Source organism: Devosia albogilva, from assembly GCF_042685625.1.
Lineage (GTDB): Bacteria > Pseudomonadota > Alphaproteobacteria > Rhizobiales > Devosiaceae > Devosia > Devosia albogilva.
Genome location: NZ_JBHUNP010000001.1, coordinates 3,194,413 through 3,211,828 on the forward strand (window position 1 = coordinate 3,194,413; position 17,416 = coordinate 3,211,828).

Here is a 17,416-nt window from a genome sequence, read left to right on the forward strand (position 1 = left end):
CAGCCGGGTGTCCACAAGACATGAATGCTGAGGGACTTGGTGAATGGTATTTTATTGGTATCATATCGTGCATGTGCCCTGCGCCGGTATGGTGATGGCGGCCTAGTCGAGTGGGGAAACCAGTGTCGAATTCGTCCAGCGGGTTCTTTGGTGATGGGCCGGTGGCCCTGCCGCCAGGTGGGCCACTGTATCTGCAGCTCAAGCGCTGGATCGAGGATGCCGTACATCGCGGGGACATAAACCCGGGGGATGCGCTGCCGTCCGAGCGTGACCTTGCCACCAAGGTCGACGTGTCGCGGGTGACCGTCCGCAAGGCCGTCCTGCAGCTGGTGCAGGAGGGCGTGTTGATTCAAAAGCACGGCTCCGGAACCTTCGTGGCGCCTCGCACCCAGCGCGTCGAGCAATCCCTGTCGCATCTCACTTCGTTCACCGAGGATATGGCGAGACGCGGCATGTCGGTTCGGGCCGAGTGGCTTGATCGGGGCCGCTACGAGCCCTCGCCGGAAGAAACGGTGGCGCTCGGTTTGTCGGCAGGCGAACTGGTCGCGCGCATCGCCCGCCTCCGCCTCACGGGGGACACCCCGCTGGCTATCGAACGCGCAAGCCTCTCCGTTTCCGTGCTTCCCGAGCCGGAAGCTGTTGTCGATTCCCTGTACCGGCACCTCGACCGGTCCGGCAATCGCCCCGTGAGGGCACTGCAGCGGATACGCGCGGCCAACCTCGGTGAGGCCGACGCCAGGCTGTTGCAGGTCCCTGCTGGATCGGCTGGCCTCCACATCGAACGACTGTCCTATCTCGCATCGGGACGTGTCATCGAGTTCACCCGCTCCGTGTACCGGGGCGATACCTACGACTTCGTCGCCGAACTCCGTATCGGCGCGCCCACGCCTGGAGGCGCCAGAGCATGACGCTCCCCCACACCCATATGTATTCGGAAGTGCGGGAGATTCCCGCCGCCATCGCCACGTTCCTCGACCGCAGTCATGGCGTCGTGGATGCCGCTGCCGCCGCGTTGCGGGAGACCGACCCCCACGTCGTCGCCACCATCGCCCGGGGCTCGTCCGATCACGCCGCAACCTATTTGAAGTACGCTATCGAATTGGCGGTTGGCGTGCCGGTCGCCTCTGTCGGTCCGTCCATTGCCTCAATCTATGGTCGCTCGCTCCGCCTCGATCACGGCGCCGCAATCGCCATCTCGCAGTCCGGCAAGAGCCCCGACATTGTAGGTATGGCCCTGTCCGCGCGTCACTCGGGCGCCAAGACCATCGCTATCACCAACACCGCCGGCTCGCCTTTGACCGAGGCTGCCGATTTCACCATCGAGTTGCATTCCGGTGTCGAGCAAAGCGTGGCCGCCACCAAGACCTTTGTCGCTTCGGTGGTTGCGGGCCTTGCTTTGCTCTCCCGTTGGAGCGGTGATGCCGCGCTCGATCGCGCCGTCCGGGAACTTCCTGCAGCCTTGGAACAAGCCGTTCACTGTGACTGGTCGCCGTTGATCGGAGCGCTCGATGGGCAGGATGCGCTTTACGTGCTTGGGCGTGGCCCTGGTTGGGCGATCGCCAACGAGGCAGCGCTCAAGTTCAAGGAAACCTGCGGTATTCAGGCGGAATCCTACAGTTCCGCCGAGGTGATGCACGGGCCCGTGGCCATTGTCACCCAGGGCTATCCCGTTCTGGGCCTTGCGGCGCGCGACGCGGCGGAGGCCTCCGTGGCTGACATGGCGCACAAGCTTGCCGGGCAGGGGGCACTGGCCTTCCTCACCAGTGATCGTTCCGGCCCAGCGAGCCGGTTGCCGTTTGCTTCCACCGGCCACCCCTTGACCGATCCGTTGGCGCTGGTGGTGTCGTTCTACGCCTTCGTCGAGGCTCTGGCCCGCCATCGCGGCCTCAATCCAGACGAGCCGCGCCTGCTCAAGAAGGTAACGGAGACAGTATGAGCGACCTGACCGCGGTCATCGCCCCACGGGTTTTCGACGGCCACCGCTGGCACCAGGATGCTGCCTTGCTGGTCGAGTTCGGCCATGTCTCGGCGGTGGTGGCGGCGGACGAGGTACCTGCCTCGGCTCAGCGCGTCGAATTCGCTGCGGGAATGGTCGTCCCCGGTTTCGTCGACCTTCAGGTGAATGGGGGCGGTGGCGTTCTCTTCAACAACGATCCGTCTCTCGAAGCCATTCGCACCATTTGTGCGGCTCATGCGCAATTCGGTACCACCGCTCTGCTACCGACGCTGATTACCGACACTGTTTCCGTGAACGAGGCAGCCATAGCGGCAGGCGAGGCGGCGGCCCACGCACGGGTACCCGGCTTTTTGGGGCTTCACCTGGAAGGGCCGCACCTCTCCCTTGCCCGCAAGGGAACGCATGATCCGGACTTGATCCGCCCTATGGACGAGTCAGATCTCGACCGCCTTGTCAGGGCGGGGCAGCGCTTGCCGAATCTCCTTTGCACGGTGGCGGCCGAGACGGTCCCCCCCTCGCAGATCAAGGCTCTGGCGGAATCCGGCATCATTGTCAGCATTGGCCACTCCGATGCCGGCTATGACACGACCGTCGCCGCTTTCCAGGCTGGTGCCCGAATGGCTACTCATCTGTTCAACGCAATGAGCCAGCTCGGAAACCGCGAACCGGGGGTGGTGGGCGCCGTGCTGAATACGCCGGGGGTGTTCGCTGGCTTGATCGCCGATGGCATTCACGTGCATCCGGCGAGTGTGGCGGTGGCCCTCCGCGCCAAGGCTGGGCCGGGCCGCGTCTTCCTGGTGACCGATGCCATGTCGCAAACGGGTACGGATCTCACCAGCCTGACCCTCAATGGCCGCACCATCACCCGTGCCGATGGTGCGCTCCGGCTCGCCGACGGCACTCTCGCCGGTGCTGACCTCGACATGATCGATGCTATGCGCTTCATGCATCAACGCATCGGACTGCCCCTCGATGAAGCCTTGCGAATGGCAGCGCTTTATCCGGCCGAGGCCATAGGTGCCGACGCCGAGCACGGGCACTTGGCTCAGGGCACGCTGGCCAATTTCGTTCATTTGGACGAAGAACTCAGCGTTGCATCGACCTGGATCGCAGGCCGCCGGGTCTGGTCCGGCGTCTAGGCACCAGTCTCCTCGACAGAGTCGATCTCACCTTTCGGGCACAATTCCGCCAGACATACGGCCAAGCAGAATCGCGGGTGTTCCATGCACTCGCAACAATTCGCAGTCTATTTTGCCTCGCCGGACCCCAGGAAATCTGGGGCTCTTAACGGCTCATTCAGCCATCTTAACAGGAGGTTTCCGGTTGTGTGCTGAATCTGCAACATCCGGTTTGCAACCATATTGCTCGTCCCCAAAAACGGCCTTTGCGTGATTGCGTCCTTTTTCGCCCTGCGTAGAGTGGGTCCTGCGAATCCATGCATGGGATCGTTTGTCGGTCGCAGCGCGACGGCAACACACTGCACCACGAATAGTGTGGTCGCGTTTCGACAAACCGCTGGGTAACCGGCACCAAAATGACTGACTTTGGAGGTCACTTAATGAAACTCAAGAGCCTTATCCTCGGTTCTGTCGCCGCTGCTGGTCTCTCGACCGCTGGCTACGCTGCCGACCTGGGCGTGCTGACGTCGCTGGACGTCTGCGACTCTCTCGGTCTCTCCGGCCTGACCATTTCGTCGGACACCAACTGCCTGCAGATCTCGGGCAAGGTCTCCTATGAATTCGTGTGGGGTAACTACGGCGCAGGCCGGACCATCGCCTCCACCCAGCCGGGCTTCCAGTTTGGCGCCGGCGCCGTTGGGACGAACATCAACGCCGATGGCGTGCGCAACATCGATGTGCCCGACACGGTTGCTGGTATCTCCAACGACTGGGACTCCAAGGTTGAGACGCTGCTGAAGTTTGTGGCGACCTCCTCGAGCGACTTCGGTCCGGCTCGCGTCGTGATCAACCTGCGTCAGCGCGACTACACCCGTGCACGTAACGGTGTCGCCGGCGGCGTGATTGATCCGGTTACCGGTCTTGCAACCGGCGTTCACCCTGACGCTCACCCGCTGCGCGCTCAGGATGCTTACGTCCAGGTTGGTGACACCACCATCATCAGCGCCGGTAAGAAGGGTTCGATCTTCAACGAAGGCGACGACGAGCCGTTCAACTTCACCGGCCTGTTCATCTCCGACTCGGCTGACAAGGGCGTGTGGGAAGGCCCGGTCCGCAAGGGCGGTCACGTGATCCAGATCGAGTCCAGCTTCGGCGAAGGATTTGTCGGCAAGCTCGGTCTCGAAGCTCTCGATCGCACCGACAACCAGGCTGGTTCGCTCATCGGTGTTCTCGACTACTCCGGCAATGGCGTTACCGCCCACATCAGCGGCTCCGTTGGTGGTCTGCTCGACGGCGTCCAGACCGTGGGTGATACCTACGCTGTCCACGCCGGCGTGACGGGTACCTTCGACGCCTTCAAGCTCCGTGCGGCTCTGGCTGCTGGCGGCGGCTATGCTCCGGCTGGCAACTGGTCCTACTGGAACGGCCTGGTTTCGGGCGAAGCTACCTTCGACATGTTCAAGGTCGCTCTCTCGGGTGAGTTCTCCGGCGGCAACGCCGTTGGCGGCGCTGCCCTCCCGACTGACTACGGTATCGGCGGCTCCATCGGTGCTCAGGTTGCTGAAGGCATCGAGATCAACATTGGTGGTCGTTACTTCAACGACGGCACCGTTGGTGTTGGCGACGGTTACCAGGTTGCCGCGCAGCTCGTGGCGTCCCTCACCGAGTCGATCAAGCTGGTTGGCGAAATCGGTGTCTATGGTCATGCCGAAGACGTTGCCACCGCAGCGACTGCGGTCGATGGTCCCGTCGCTGCTGCTGCTGCCTACTCCGACTTCTACGGCAAGGCCGAACTGCAGTGGGCTCCGGGCGGTGGTTTCACCTCGTCTGTCGCCGCTCAGGCTCAGCAGAACGGTGCCTACAAGGTCACCTTCAAGGCTGCCAAGGAATTCCAGTAATCCTCGGATTTCACTGGACTTCGGAAAGGCCCGGCTCATGCCGGGCCTTTCTTTTTGTCTGATGGCTGGACCTGCCGCTGAAAGCCGCCTTGTTGCCGGCTCTGCGTTCCAACCACTTCGCAAATGCACTAGTCTCTGGTGATTTGCGGATTCCCTATTCGGACCAGGAATGATCAAGGACATGCTGAGGTGGATCGCTCCCGGGGCGATCACCGTGCTCTGTGGCACCCCGATTGCAGTAGCGATGAACACCGCATCGATCGAGCGGACCTTGCTGGTAGAGCAGGGGACGTTTGACCAACACGGTCATTCCTGGGCCAGCGGCCGCTTCCCCCCTCCGACTGTCGCCGTGGCCGCCGACGTCGGGCCAAGATCGGGAGAGCGCGAAGGCTTTTCCGGAACCTCCATGTTGCCGTTCGAACAGTTGTCGTACCTCGACCACGGCGCGGCCATCATAGGTTCTGAAGTCAGTGTCACCGGCGCACCGCCCAGCGAAGCGGCCGAAGACGTGATCACTCGTCTCGCCCAAACCGGTAGCATCGTCGTTCTCGATCCGCCGCAGGTCGATGACTATTGGGTCAGTGCCAGTCTCCAGCCGGGCGGCACGCTGGTGTTCGACGGCTATGCTCCCGATTCTGGCACCCGCGAGCGCTTTGCCGCCGTACCTGGCGCGGACGTCACCTGGCTCAAGCTGGGTCGTGGCGAGCCGGAGCGTTATGCCGCGCATGTCGACTTCGGCCTCTCGGTGCTCGACCGGCTGGACGAAGGCCGCTTTTCCCTGCGGGAGAACGTGGCCGTGATCACCGGCACCGCTGCAACCGCGACTGACTATCTGGCGCTTCGGGCCTTGCGCGAAGAGGGCCCTCCACAGGGAATGGTGCTGGCCATGTTCGACGTGAAGGCGCCCCTTTCTGGGGAGTATCGCTGGCAGGCGTCAAAGTCCTCGTCTGGCCAGATCAGTTTCAGTGGGCTTCTCCCCAGCCCGGACGTCGAAGCATTCCTTTCCGCTCGTGCCGGCATCACCGGCCTCTCCGGCGTTGGCTATGCCTCCGGCGCGCCGGCCAACTTCGCGGCGATGGCGGAGACCGCACTTGCCTTGCTGGATCGACTGACGGAGGGCAGGGTCGAGTTCGCCGGCCGCGGCTGGACCCTGACAGGCACGCCGAAGTCCATCGCCGATCGGGCCGCGCTGGAGAGGGATTTCACCGCGCGCCAACTCGCCGCCTCCGGTTGGTCAATGGCGCTCGCGCAGTTGCCGGAGCACGTGACTGCGCCCGCCTCCACCATCGCCAACGAGTCGGCGATTGAACCGGCTGCCCCCCAAGCCCAGGCCACAGTGGAGACGCCAACCCAAGCCACTGCTCCTGTCACCGAGATCGACACCAACTACGCCTTCTCCGCCACTCTCGCGGCTGACCGCACGGCGGTCTTGGCGGGTCAGGTCCCGTCCCCCGCCACTTTGCAGTTTGTGTCGAGCGCGCTTGCTGGTGCGAACACGGACGCGGTATCCATCGCTCCGGGCGCTCCTGCCACGTTCGGTGCTAGCCTGCAGACCGGCCTGCGTGCCCTCGTTCTATTGTCGGAAGGTAGCCTGGATTTTTCCGAAGGTCGTTGGCAGCTGAGCGGCACCGCCACGACGCTCGAGAATGAGCGCGCTGCGGCTGCCCTTCTGGGGGCCGATCCGGGTCCTTGGGATATCGAGATCGTGGCTCCGGCACAGTCAGCGATCCAGTCGGCTCTCGCAGAACCGGTCACGCCGGAGCCGTCCTCCGGTGCCGCGCTCTGCGAGTCCGCGCTGGCCGACTTCTCGGCCAGGAACGCCATTCTGTTTCAGTCCGGTGCTGCCCTTATCTCGGCCGACTCCGACGCTGCCCTCGATGAACTGGCCGAGCACCTGGCTGACTGCCCTGAGGCGCTGGTGCACGTGGAAGGACATACCGATGCGGATGGCAAGGAAACGCTGAACCTGGCGCTCTCCGTCGCGCGCGCCGAAGCGGTCGTCGCCGGATTGATTGAACGCGGCGTGGCGCCGCAGCGCCTTTATGCCCTCGGCTTCGGCGAGGCCATGCCGATCGCGCCGAACGACACGGCCGATGGCAAGCGCCAGAACCGGCGCATCGTGGTGAAACTTGCCGGGAGCGACAGCTGAGTGGCGGTGGAGGCTTGATGGAGAGGCGGCCACTGCGTGGCGCAGCTCATGCGGCCCTTGCTGTGGCACTCGCTTGCTGCACGAAGCCCGCGATAGCTTCGGCTTCCTCCGCCTCCTCGAGGAGGGCAGGGGAGCCCTGTCCCTCCATGGTCAGCGCTACCGAATCCGGGCGGCGCCGCATCATTTCCTCGAAGGTCTCGCGCCTCAGTTGATCCGTCAGCTGTGTGCGCATCATCATCAGCGGCGCGCAGCGCAAGGCATCGAACAGCGGCCACTGCGCCACCAGCACGTCATCGAAGCTGAATGCGCTCAGAGCCTCGATAAGGCGGTGGTCGAACAATGGTCGTGCCCGTCCTCGCCGGTCGAGATAGTGGGTCCGCAGGCTCAGCCGGTCCAGTTGGTCATCCGCAAGCCCGGGATAGTCGCCCCCAAGAACGCGCCGGAATCCGGCCGCCACCGCTTTACCGCGCAACGAGTGGAGGTGCGCGATATTGTTGCGCAGCCGCACAATCCCGCGCGAATCCGTCACCGGCCCGGAATCGATCAGCACCGTCCCGCCAACAAGCAGCGGATGTGCCGCAGCCAGCAGCATCGCGACCTGCCCACCATGCCCTTGCCCCAGGATCACCGCACGGCCGATCCCCAGCGCTGCCAGGACATTGGCAACGTCATGCGCGTCGGCGACGGAACTGTATGTGTCGCCTCTTGCCCGATCGTCCGAACGGCCGCGCCCGGCCAGGTCCACCAGCACGAGCGGCCAGCCACCACCGCCCATGCGCCGAAACTGCTGCGCCAGATCGGTGAAGTCCGTCATGTTCCGGTGGTAGCCAGCCAGGCACACCATCGGGAGCCGGCGTCCGCCGAGCGCCCCCGCAACATGCACCGCGATACGCCTTCCAGCCGCCAGCGTCACATGCTGCACAGGCAGAGGGCCGAAGGCCAGGTGGGCGTCGGGAATAGTACGGCGGCGAGGCATAAGCAAACTCCAGCCGCCATTTAGGCGGAGTGGCAGCCACCCCACAAGTGCGCGGTCGAACCGTCATCTGCCCGCAACAAAGCGTTGTCCAGCGTTCAGAGAAAAACTATGGTGCGCCGCGTCTCGCCCGCACATGCGAGCGCACGCCAACCGCCGCGGATGTCCCGCGGTCCCATATCAAGGACAAATTCGACAATGCTGCGAGGATCGATCACGGCGCTCATCACCCCCATGCGCGATGGGGCGGTGGATGAGAAAGCCTTCGCCAGCTTCGTCGATTGGCAGATTGCCGAGGGAACCAATGGTCTGGTTCCCGTAGGAACCACCGGCGAGAGCCCCACGGTCAGTCACCAGGAGCATCACCGCGTCGTCGAAATCTGCGTGGAGGTGGCCAATGGCCGTGTACCGGTCATTGCCGGCGCCGGTTCCAACTCCACGGCCGAAGCCGTTTCCCTGGCGCAGCACGCGGAGAAGTCCGGTGCCGACGCTGTGCTCACGGTGGTGCCGTACTACAACAAGCCCAGTCAGGAGGGCCTGTTCCAGCACTTCTCCGCCGTGGCCAAGGCGGTTGGCATTCCGGTCATCCTCTATTCTGTTCCTGGTCGGACGGTGGTCGATCTGACCGTCGACACCATCGGCCGCCTGCGCGATGCACATGCCAACATTGTCGGCGTGAAGGACGCTACCGCCGATCTCGGGCGGGCCAGCCTGCAGCGCGCCAAGCTCGGCAATGACTTCATCCTCCTGTCCGGCGAAGATGTCACCGCCCTGGGCTTCAACGCCCATGGCGGCCATGGGTGCATTTCGGTCACCTCCAACATCGCGCCTCGCCTCTGCTCCGAAATGCAGCGGAAGTCGCTCAGCGGCGATTTCGCAGGGGCCCTCGCCATCCAGGACAAACTCGTCCACCTCCACAAGGCGGTGTTCGTCGAGCCGAGCCCGGCGCCAGTGAAGTACGGCGCGAGCCGCCTTGGCCTCTGCGCCAACGAGCTGCGTCTGCCGCTTGTGCCGGCCTCGAAGGCTGCCGAAGAGGCCATGGACTTTGCGATGCGCCATGCAGGACTTATCTAGCAGGTCATGGCTAGCAAGAATGACAGGGATAAATCGAAGAACGGCATGATCAGCCACGGTCTCGTGGCTGAGAACCGTCGTGCCCGTTTCGACTACGAAATCAGCGACACTCTCGAGGCTGGCCTGGTGCTGACCGGCACCGAGGTGAAGTCGCTGCGCCTTGGCAAGGCCCAGATCGCTGAGTCTTATGCCTCACCCGAAAAGGGCGAGCTTTGGCTGATCAACGCCCACATACCCGAATATCTCGAAGCCAATCGCTTCAACCACGCCGAGCGGCGCCCGCGCAAACTGCTGGTGTCCAAGAAGCAACTCGCCCGCCTCGATGCGGAAGTGTCCCGTGCCGGTAACACCATCGTTCCGCTCAAGATCTACTTCAACGATCAGGGCCGGGCGAAGGTGCTGATCGGCCTCGGCAAGGGCAAGAAGAACTACGACAAGCGCGAAACCGCCCGCAATCGCGACTGGAATCGCGACAAGTCCCGCATCATGAAGGAAGGCGGGCGGGGGTAGGCTCCTTCATGCCCTCCCTTCAGGGCGAGGTCGGCCCGTAGCACCGCGTCAGGGCCCCGGCCCATCGGGTAAAGCTCCGCCGAACCTGTGGTCGGTTAACCAGGCCAAGGTAGACGTGCGGTGTGCCGCACGCGTGTGATCACCACATCCTCACCGATAACCCTGTAGAAGATGACGTACGGGTACCGTGACAGGGCCAGCCGGCGTGTGCCGGGCCGGTTTGTCGGCGCGCCGATATTAGGCTGCTGCTGCACCAGAGCGAGGCTGATCGATAGTTGCTTCCGCACGCTGTCGTAGCCTTGGGGTGACCGATCGGCGATATAGGACAGCGCTGCGTCGATCTGGCGAAGCGCCGTCTTGGTGAAGCGGAGAGTCAAAGTCCGTGCTTGCGCCAGACTGAACGGACTTCCGTATCGGAAGCAAGCTCGCCGCGGCCAATCTCGGCGTCAGCCTGATCGAGGTCGGCCTGTTCGTCAGCAGTGAGCACATACGCCTCGGCGTCAGTGGTCAATTCCAGCAGCACAAGCGCAAAGTCATCCTGCATCTCCGAGGGGAGGGCACGCACGCGGGCAATGGCCTGTTCCAGCAGCTTGGTCATATCGTGAATATGGTCCCGCCGCTTGCCATTGGCAACTGACCTCGGCCTGTTGCCACCTCTACTCGCCGGGCGCCGGCGCCGCCGCAGGCCTCGAACTCGGTGGCCGCCCCACTGTCTTGGCGAGATCTGCGACATCCAGGAAGAAGTCGGCCTGCCGGCGCAACTCGTCGGAGATCATCGGCGTGCTGGTGGTCAGCGTCGAGACAACGGTCACGCGCTTGCCCCGCCGCTGCAGCGCCGCTACCAGCGCGGTAAAGTCGCCATCGCCCGAAAACAGCACCATGTGATCGTAGTAGGGGGCGAGTTCCAGCGCATCGACAGTGAGCTCGATGTCCATGTTGCCCTTCACCTTGCGCCGGCCAGTCGCGTCGGTGAATTCCTTGGCCGGCTTGGTGACCACGGTGAAGCCGTTATAGTCGAGCCAGTCGATCAGCGGCCGAATGGAGGAATATTCCTGCTCTTCCACCAGCGCCGTGTAATAGTTGGCGCGCAGCAGATATGCCTTGGCACTGAACTCGGCCAGGAGCCTGCGGTAATCGATGTCGATGCCGATCGCCTTGGAGGTGGCGTAGAGGTTCGCCCCATCGATGAACAGGACGATCTTTTCCCTTGGATCAATGGCCATATCGAAGTGCCGAAATATGAGCTAAGTATCCGTATTGTGTGACACACTTGGGTTTGACCCGCAACTCGGGGCCGTAAACCTTGCTTTGGCCAGCGGCCTCGTGTAAGGCACGCCTTTATCCCCATCCAAAAGTTTGGAGACGTCTGTGGCCCGCGTCACCGTTGAAGACTGCATTGAAAAGGTCGAGAACCGTTTCGACCTCGTCCTGATGGCCGCACATCGCGCCCGCATGATTTCGTCCGGCGCCCAGATCACCGTTCCGCGTGACAACGACAAGAACCCGGTGGTCGCTCTGCGCGAGATCGGCGATGGCACCATCTCGCCGGAAGATCTGCACGAAGACCTGATCCATTCGCTGCAGAAGTATGTCGAGGTCGACGAGCCCGAGAGCCAGGCTGCTCCGATGATCGAGAGCGGCTCGGACGACGACTCGATCAATTTCGACACCATCAGCGAAGAAGAGCTGCTTCGCGGCATCGAAAGCCTCGCTCCACCCGAGCGCCGCGACGACTGATCGTCGGCACCATCCATTCGAGAGCCCCCGGCCGCAAGTCCGGGGGTTCTTTTTTGCGCCATACGCCGCATTTTCGCCGTCAGCACCACCGATCTGGAAATCCCTCTCTTTCCATTTGCCTTCAGCGCGCTAAGTTAAGTGCGCGAGCGAGCGGCACTATCTTCCCATGATGCGTCAGTATGAGCTTGTCGAGCGCGTTCAGGCCTACAACCCGAACGCCGACGAGCAGTTGTTGAACAAGGCCTATGTCTACGCCATGCAGAAGCATGGCTCGCAGAAGCGCGCCTCTGGCGACCCCTACTTCAACCATCCGCTCGAAGTCGCTGCCATTCTCACCGAGCTCAAGCTCGACGATGCCTCCATCGCCGTCGGCTTGTTGCACGACACCATCGAGGACACCGACGCTACCCGTTCCGAGATCGACCAGATGTTCGGCGGCGAGATCGGGACCATCGTCGACGGTCTGACCAAGATCGAACGCCTGAACCTGGTCTCGCGCGAGGAAGCGCAGGCCGAAAACCTGCGCAAGCTCCTGCTCGCCATCAGCCAGGACGTTCGTGTCCTCCTGGTCAAGCTCGCCGATCGCCTGCACAACATGCGCACGCTGCAGTTCATGCCGGCGGACAAGCAGCGGCGCATCGCGCAGGAGACCATGGATATCTATGCCCCGCTTGCGGGTCGCATGGGTATGCAGGACATGCGCAACGAGCTCGAGGACATCTCCTTCCGCATCCTCCAGCCCGAGCACTACAAGGCCATCACGGCACGCCTTCAGCAGCTCGAGGATGAGAACCGCGAAACCATCGACACCATCTCCGCGGAACTGACCGAGCGGCTCGCCGCGGAAGGCATCACGGCCCGGGTCAAGGCGCGGGTGAAGTCGCCCTATTCGATCTTCAACAAGATCGAGCGCAAGTCGATCGCCCTCGAGCAGCTCTCCGACATCATCGGCTTCCGCGTCATCGTCGGTTCGGTCGACGAGTGCTATCAGACCGTCGGTCTGGTCCACACCAAGTGGAAGGTCGTGCCCGGCCGCTTCAAGGACTATATCTCGGTCCCCAAGCACAACGACTACCAGTCGATCCACACCACCATCGTCGGCCCCGGTCGCCAGCGCGTCGAACTGCAGATCCGTACCGAGGACATGGACCGCGTCGCCGAGTTCGGTATCGCTGCCCACGCGCTTTACAAGGATGGTGCCTCCGCCAACCTCGGGCGTATCGAGGCGGAGTCGCAGGCCTATGGCTCGCTGCGGCAGACCATCGGCCACCTTACCTCCGGCATCTCCACCGAGGATTTCCTCGAATACACCAAGCTGGAGCTGTTCCAGGACCAGGTGTTCTGCTTCACCCCCCGCGGCCGGCTGATCGCCCTGCCGCGCGGGGCGACGCCCATCGACTTCGCCTATGCGCTCCATACCGACATCGGCGACACCTGCGTCGGTGCCAAGATCAACGGCGCCATCCTGCCGCTCGTCACCCAGCTCCGCTCGGGCGACGAGGTCGAGATCATCCGCGACCAGAACCATTCCCCGCCCGCCAACTGGATCGGCATCGCCGCCACCGGCAAGGCCCGCGCCGCCATCCGCCGTGCCGTCCGCAACGCCGCCTCCCAGCGCGCCTTCGCCCTGGGTGAGCACGTGCTCAACATGATGCTCGACCGCGAAGGCGTCATGCTCGACGATACCGAGGCCAAGGCGCTGTCCGATGCGCTGGGGTATCCCGGCCGCCGCGAACTGCTGATCGCGGTCGGCGAGGGCAAGGTCGGCTCCGAGCCGCTCGCCAACGAGCTGGTGCGGGTCAAGGGCCTGCGCAAGCGCCGCCGCAAGCTCGACCTGCCGGTCGCAGACACCGCTCACGGCTGGTTCGCGCTACGCGCCACCGATCTGTTCCGCTTCCGCGCTCCAGGCGGCCAGAAGCCTGGCGCCCGTGCCAAGGCCGCGCTGGCGCAGCTCGACTTTCACACCCCCGTCACCGTCTCGGGGGAGGGGGTGGTCCCCGGCGATCGCCTTGTTGGTATCCTCCAGCCTGACGCTCCGCTGATGGTCTACCCCATCCACTCCGACGCGCTGATCAATCTGCATGACAGCGACGTCGCCTGGATCGATGTTCGCTGGAACCTCGACGAGCGCATCGATCGGCTCTACCCGACCGTCATCAGCATGGAATCGGTCAACAAGCCCGGTTCGCTGGCGCAGATATCCTCCGCCATCGCCGCCTGCGACGCCAACATCAACAATCTCGTCATGCGGATGATCTCGCCCGATTTCCACCACATGATCTTCGAGATCGAGGTGCGCGACCTTGCGCAACTCACCGATGTTCTGGCAACGCTCAAGCGCAGTCCCGGCCTCAGCGCCGTCCAGCGTGCTGGCCCACGCGAGGCTTCCATGATCTCGACGCTGGAATGGGACGGGCGCGTGGACAAGAGGTTTGCCGATGACGAAAGATGAAGTCCTGGACGTTTTCCGCGAATGCGGCGCCATGCTCGAGGGGCACTTCATCCTCTCCTCCGGGTTGCGGTCGCCGGTCTTTCTCCAGAAGGCCCGCGTCTTCCAGTATCCCGCCCAGACCGAAAAGCTCTGCCGCGCCCTCGCCGAGCGCATCCGAGCAGAGATCCCAGGCGTCACCAAGGTCGTGTCCCCCGCCATCGGCGGCATCATCCCCGGCTACGAAACTGCCCGCCACCTCGACGTTCCGGCCCTCTACACCGAGCGGGTCGAAGGGCAGTTCGAACTCCGCCGCGGCTTCGAGATCGCTGCCGACGACCGGGTGGTGGTGGTGGAAGACATCGTTTCCACCGGCCTCTCCATCCGCGAATGCGTCGACGCCCTCCGCAAGATCGGGGCCAATGTGGTCGCAGCCGCGTGCCTCATCGATCGCTCCGGCGGTGAAGCCGATGTCGGCGTACCGCTGATCTCGCTGATCGAGTACAAGGTTCCGGCCTATCCCGCCGACCAACTCCCCCCCGACCTCGCCGCCATCCCGCCGGTCAAACCGGGTAGCCGCGGCATCCAGGGCGTGAAATGATCATCGGCCTCGGCTCCGACCTGATCCAGATCCACCGTGTCGAGCAGACCCTGGCACGGTTCGGCCAGCGCTTCGTCAATCGCTGCTTCACCGAGATCGAGCAGAAGAAGTCCGATCGGCGGGCCCAGCGCGCCGCCTCCTACGCCAAGCGCTTCGCCGCCAAGGAGGCCTGCTCCAAGGCGCTCGGGACCGGCCTCAGCCAAGGGGTCTATTGGCGCGACATGGGCGTGGTGAACCTGCCTTCCGGCAAGCCCACCATGCACCTCACCAACGGCGCTGCCCGTGCCCTTGCCCGCCTTGTGCCGCCGGGGCACGAGCCCCATATCCACCTGACCATCACCGACGACGCTGGTCTCGCCCAGGCCTTCGTCATCATCGAAGCGCTGCCGCAAGCCAGACCCGAAGCCTCGTAGAGGTATCGGACCGGCCGCCCCCGAGATTGACCCGGGAATGGCAAAGGCCTAACCCTTCGGCACCCTGAACCCGGGAACACACATGAGCCAGTCTGCCGACAAGATCGCCAAGAAATCCGCCGCCAGCGAGTGGTGGGAGACCTTCGTGGTCATCGTCGAGGCGCTGCTGATCGCCATCGTCCTGCGCTCGTTCCTCTACCAGCCGTTCTCCATCCCCACCGCGTCCATGCAGCAGACGCTGATGATCGGCGACTATTTCGTCGCCAACAAATTCGTCTGGGGCTACGGCAAGCATTCGTTCTCGCTCGGCCGCTACGGCAACTTCACGCTGCTCGATTTCGAGCTGCCGATCACCGAACGCATCTTCGGCCGCTCACCCAATCGGGGCGACATCGCTGTGTTCCGCCCGGTCCCGCAGGACATCGAATACATCAAGCGCGTGGTCGGCCTGCCGGGCGACCGCATTCAGGTCCGCGAAGGGCGCCTCTACATCAACGGCACGGTGGTGGAGCGCGAACTCGTCGGTACCCGTCAGGACACCGACAGCGAAGGCGTGACCCGCGAGGTCAGCGTCTACCGCGAGACCTTCCCGGAAGGCACCAGCCACATCATCCAGGAAATCTCCGACAACGGACCGCTCGACAACACGCCAGAATACGTCGTCCCCGCCGGGCACTACTTCATGATGGGCGACAACCGCGACCGCTCCGCCGACAGCCGCGTGCTGTCCCAGGTCGGCTATGTCCCCGACGTGAACCTGATCGCCAAGGCCGAAGCGCGCTTCTTCTCCATCCGCGACAACATTCCGCCGTGGCAGATCTGGCAGTGGCCCGCCAATGTCCGCTGGGACCGCATGTTCCAGGGCGTCGACACCGGCGAACCCTACGACACGACTCCCGTCCCGTGAGCCGACGCGACCGCTCATACGAGAAGCTGCAGTCCCGGATCGGCCATCGCTTCGCCGATCTGGACCTGCTGGAGCGGGCGCTGACCCACTCCAGCGCCGTTTCGCCCACCCGTCGCATTGAGCGCTCCTACCAGCGCCTCGAATTCCTCGGCGATCGCGTGCTCGGGCTCGTCGTTGCCGACATGCTCTACCGCCGCTTCCCCAAGGGTAATGAAGGCGAGCTCAGCCGCACCCTCAATACCCTCGTCCGCAAGGAAACCTGCGCCGTCATTGCCCGCCAGCTCGATCTCGGCGCCGAGATGATCCTCGGCGACAGTGAGGCCCGCACCGGCGGTGCGGAGAAGGAAGCCATCCTCGGCGACGTAACCGAGGCGGTGATCGGCGCCCTCTATCTCGATGGCGGCCTCGGCCGCGCCTACGAGTTCGTCGAGCGCATGTTCGGGGACCTTCTGGTCGAGGGCCAGACCAACCGCGCCGACGCCAAGACCACCTTGCAGGAATGGGCCCAGGCCCGCGGCCTCGAGCCGCCGACCTACACCCTCGCCGAGCGCACCGGCCCCGACCACGCCCCGGAATTCACCATCCGCGTCACCCTCGGCGAGTTCGAGCCGCTGACCGCAACAGGCCCCTCCAAGAAGATCGCAGAGCACAAGGCTGCCGAGCTCTTCCTGGTCCGCCAGAACGTGTGGAAGCAACCCGCATGACCGAGCTCACCCCCACCGACACCTCCTGCGGCTTCATCGCCCTGGTCGGCGCCCCCAATGCCGGAAAGTCGACTCTGCTCAATTCCCTGGTCGGCACCAAGGTGTCGATCGTGACCCACAAGGCGCAGACCACGCGCTCGCAGATCCGTGGCGTCGTTACCCTCGACACCACGCAACTCGTCTTCGTCGATACCCCCGGCATTTTCGCCCCCAGGCGCCGGCTCGATCGCGCCATGGTCGAGAGCGCCTGGAGCGGGGCAGGGGACGCAGACCTCGTCGCCTTTATCGTTGATGCCGAAAAGGGTTTGACGCCGGAACTGGAATCTCTGGTTGAGGGGCTGGCCAATGTCCGCCACCCCAAGGTCCTGGTCCTCAACAAGATCGACACCATCCGCCGCGAGAACCTGCTCAAGCTCTCCGAAGAGCTGAACTCGCGCCTTCGCTTCGAGAGCACCTTCATGATCTCCGCCCTCAAGGGCGATGGCGTCCAGGACTTCATCGACTGGTGCGCCAAGCACGTTCCGCCGGGCCCGTGGCACTTCCCCGAGGATCACCTCACCGACCTCACTTTGGCGCTCACCGCCGCGGAGATCACCCGCGAAAAGCTGTTCCTCCGCATCCACGACGAGATCCCCTACAACGCCACGGTAGAGACCGAGGCGTTCAAGGTGCAGAAGGACGGCTCCTACAAGATCGACCAGGTGATCTACGTCACCCGCGACACCCACAAGAAGATCATCCTCGGGGCCGGCGGGCAGACTATCAAGACCATCGGCGCCGAAGCCCGCAAGGAACTGATGGAGATGTACGAGGTGCCGGTGCACCTCTTCATCTTCGTCAAGGTTCGCGAGAAATGGGGCGACGACCCCGAGCGCTACCGCGAGATGGGTCTGGAGTACCCGAGTGGGAAGAAGTAACCACGTTCCCGGTACCTCTCTGACCTTCCG

General features: G+C 63.8%; 18 protein-coding genes. 14 read left to right on the forward strand and 4 right to left on the reverse strand.

Annotated elements, in window-relative coordinates; translation table 11 throughout:
• The first annotated feature begins 122 nt into the window (after positions 1-122).
• The 5 genes from ACFSX5_RS15955 to ACFSX5_RS15975 all read left to right on the forward strand — a co-directional run bounded on the left by ACFSX5_RS15955 (position 123) and on the right by ACFSX5_RS15975 (position 7,122).
• Positions 123-908, forward strand: coding sequence for a GntR family transcriptional regulator (locus ACFSX5_RS15955; protein WP_386834783.1), 786 nt, complete (start codon positions 123-125; stop codon positions 906-908).
• Positions 905-1,936, forward strand: coding sequence for an SIS domain-containing protein (locus ACFSX5_RS15960; protein WP_386834785.1), 1,032 nt, complete (start codon positions 905-907; stop codon positions 1,934-1,936). The genes ACFSX5_RS15955 and ACFSX5_RS15960 overlap by 4 nt, the downstream gene beginning before the upstream one ends.
• On the forward strand, positions 1,933-3,096 hold the full coding sequence (gene nagA / locus ACFSX5_RS15965) for an N-acetylglucosamine-6-phosphate deacetylase (RefSeq protein ID WP_386834787.1): 1,164 nt from the start codon (positions 1,933-1,935) through the stop codon (positions 3,094-3,096). The genes ACFSX5_RS15960 and nagA overlap by 4 nt, the downstream gene beginning before the upstream one ends.
• A gap of 419 nt (positions 3,097-3,515) precedes the next feature.
• Positions 3,516-4,973, forward strand: coding sequence for a hypothetical protein (locus tag ACFSX5_RS15970; protein ID WP_386834789.1), 1,458 nt, complete (start codon positions 3,516-3,518; stop codon positions 4,971-4,973).
• Between the two features lie 169 nt (positions 4,974-5,142).
• Positions 5,143-7,122: an OmpA family protein gene (locus tag ACFSX5_RS15975; RefSeq protein WP_386834790.1), complete on the forward strand. Its 1,980-nt coding sequence runs from the start codon at positions 5,143-5,145 to the stop codon at positions 7,120-7,122.
• A gap of 46 nt (positions 7,123-7,168) precedes the next feature.
• Here ACFSX5_RS15975 and ACFSX5_RS15980 read toward each other — a convergent pair whose 3' ends face one another.
• Positions 7,169-8,098: an alpha/beta fold hydrolase gene (locus ACFSX5_RS15980; RefSeq protein ID WP_386834792.1), complete on the reverse strand. Its 930-nt coding sequence runs from the start codon at positions 8,096-8,098 to the stop codon at positions 7,169-7,171.
• A 195-nt stretch (positions 8,099-8,293) separates the two neighbouring features.
• Between ACFSX5_RS15980 and dapA the strand changes: the two genes are divergently transcribed.
• Entirely contained in the window at positions 8,294-9,169 is an 876-nt protein-coding gene (gene dapA, locus ACFSX5_RS15985) for a 4-hydroxy-tetrahydrodipicolinate synthase (RefSeq protein WP_386834794.1), read from the forward strand.
• 45 nt (positions 9,170-9,214) lie between these two features.
• On the forward strand, positions 9,215-9,679 hold the full coding sequence (gene smpB, locus ACFSX5_RS15990; RefSeq protein WP_386835666.1) for an SsrA-binding protein SmpB: 465 nt from the start codon (positions 9,215-9,217) through the stop codon (positions 9,677-9,679).
• 95 nt (positions 9,680-9,774) lie between these two features.
• Here smpB and ACFSX5_RS15995 read toward each other — a convergent pair whose 3' ends face one another.
• The 3 genes from ACFSX5_RS15995 to ACFSX5_RS16005 are packed head-to-tail and all read right to left on the reverse strand — an operon-like array spanning position 9,775 to position 10,902.
• On the reverse strand, positions 9,775-10,056 hold the full coding sequence (locus ACFSX5_RS15995; RefSeq protein ID WP_386834795.1) for a type II toxin-antitoxin system RelE/ParE family toxin: 282 nt from the start codon (positions 10,054-10,056) through the stop codon (positions 9,775-9,777).
• Positions 10,053-10,277: a hypothetical protein gene (locus ACFSX5_RS16000; protein ID WP_386834797.1), complete on the reverse strand. Its 225-nt coding sequence runs from the start codon at positions 10,275-10,277 to the stop codon at positions 10,053-10,055. Before ACFSX5_RS16000 ends, ACFSX5_RS15995 begins: the two co-directional genes overlap by 4 nt.
• 58 nt (positions 10,278-10,335) lie before the next feature.
• Positions 10,336-10,902 carry a LabA-like NYN domain-containing protein gene (locus tag ACFSX5_RS16005; protein WP_386834798.1) on the reverse strand — a complete coding sequence of 189 codons (567 nt, stop codon included), beginning with the start codon at positions 10,900-10,902 and terminating at the stop codon, positions 10,336-10,338.
• 145 nt (positions 10,903-11,047) lie between these two features.
• Between ACFSX5_RS16005 and rpoZ the strand changes: the two genes are divergently transcribed.
• The 7 genes from rpoZ (at position 11,048) to era (ending at position 17,386) form a co-directional block, all read left to right on the forward strand.
• The gene (gene rpoZ, locus ACFSX5_RS16010) at positions 11,048-11,416 is read left to right on the forward strand and encodes a DNA-directed RNA polymerase subunit omega (protein ID WP_386834799.1); all 369 of its coding nucleotides are present in this window, start codon (positions 11,048-11,050) and stop codon (positions 11,414-11,416) included.
• Positions 11,417-11,582: 166 nt separating this feature from the next.
• Positions 11,583-13,868, forward strand: a complete 2,286-nt coding sequence (locus ACFSX5_RS16015; RefSeq protein ID WP_386834800.1) for a RelA/SpoT family protein — start codon at positions 11,583-11,585, stop codon at positions 13,866-13,868.
• The gene (gene pyrE, locus ACFSX5_RS16020; protein ID WP_386834801.1) at positions 13,855-14,445 is read left to right on the forward strand and encodes an orotate phosphoribosyltransferase; all 591 of its coding nucleotides are present in this window, start codon (positions 13,855-13,857) and stop codon (positions 14,443-14,445) included. Before ACFSX5_RS16015 ends, pyrE begins: the two co-directional genes overlap by 14 nt.
• Positions 14,442-14,858, forward strand: coding sequence for a holo-ACP synthase (gene acpS / locus ACFSX5_RS16025; protein ID WP_386834802.1), 417 nt, complete (start codon positions 14,442-14,444; stop codon positions 14,856-14,858). Before pyrE ends, acpS begins: the two co-directional genes overlap by 4 nt.
• An 82-nt stretch (positions 14,859-14,940) precedes the next feature.
• A complete protein-coding gene (lepB, locus tag ACFSX5_RS16030; protein WP_386834803.1) occupies positions 14,941-15,765 on the forward strand; it encodes a signal peptidase I in 825 nt (274 codons plus the stop codon).
• A complete protein-coding gene (gene rnc / locus ACFSX5_RS16035) occupies positions 15,762-16,469 on the forward strand; it encodes a ribonuclease III (RefSeq protein ID WP_386834804.1) in 708 nt (235 codons plus the stop codon). The genes lepB and rnc overlap by 4 nt, the downstream gene beginning before the upstream one ends.
• Positions 16,466-17,386 (forward strand): GTPase Era, encoded by a 921-nt coding sequence (gene era / locus ACFSX5_RS16040; protein WP_386834805.1) that lies wholly within the window; start codon positions 16,466-16,468, stop codon positions 17,384-17,386. The genes rnc and era overlap by 4 nt, the downstream gene beginning before the upstream one ends.
• Positions 17,387-17,416 lie beyond the last annotated feature (30 nt).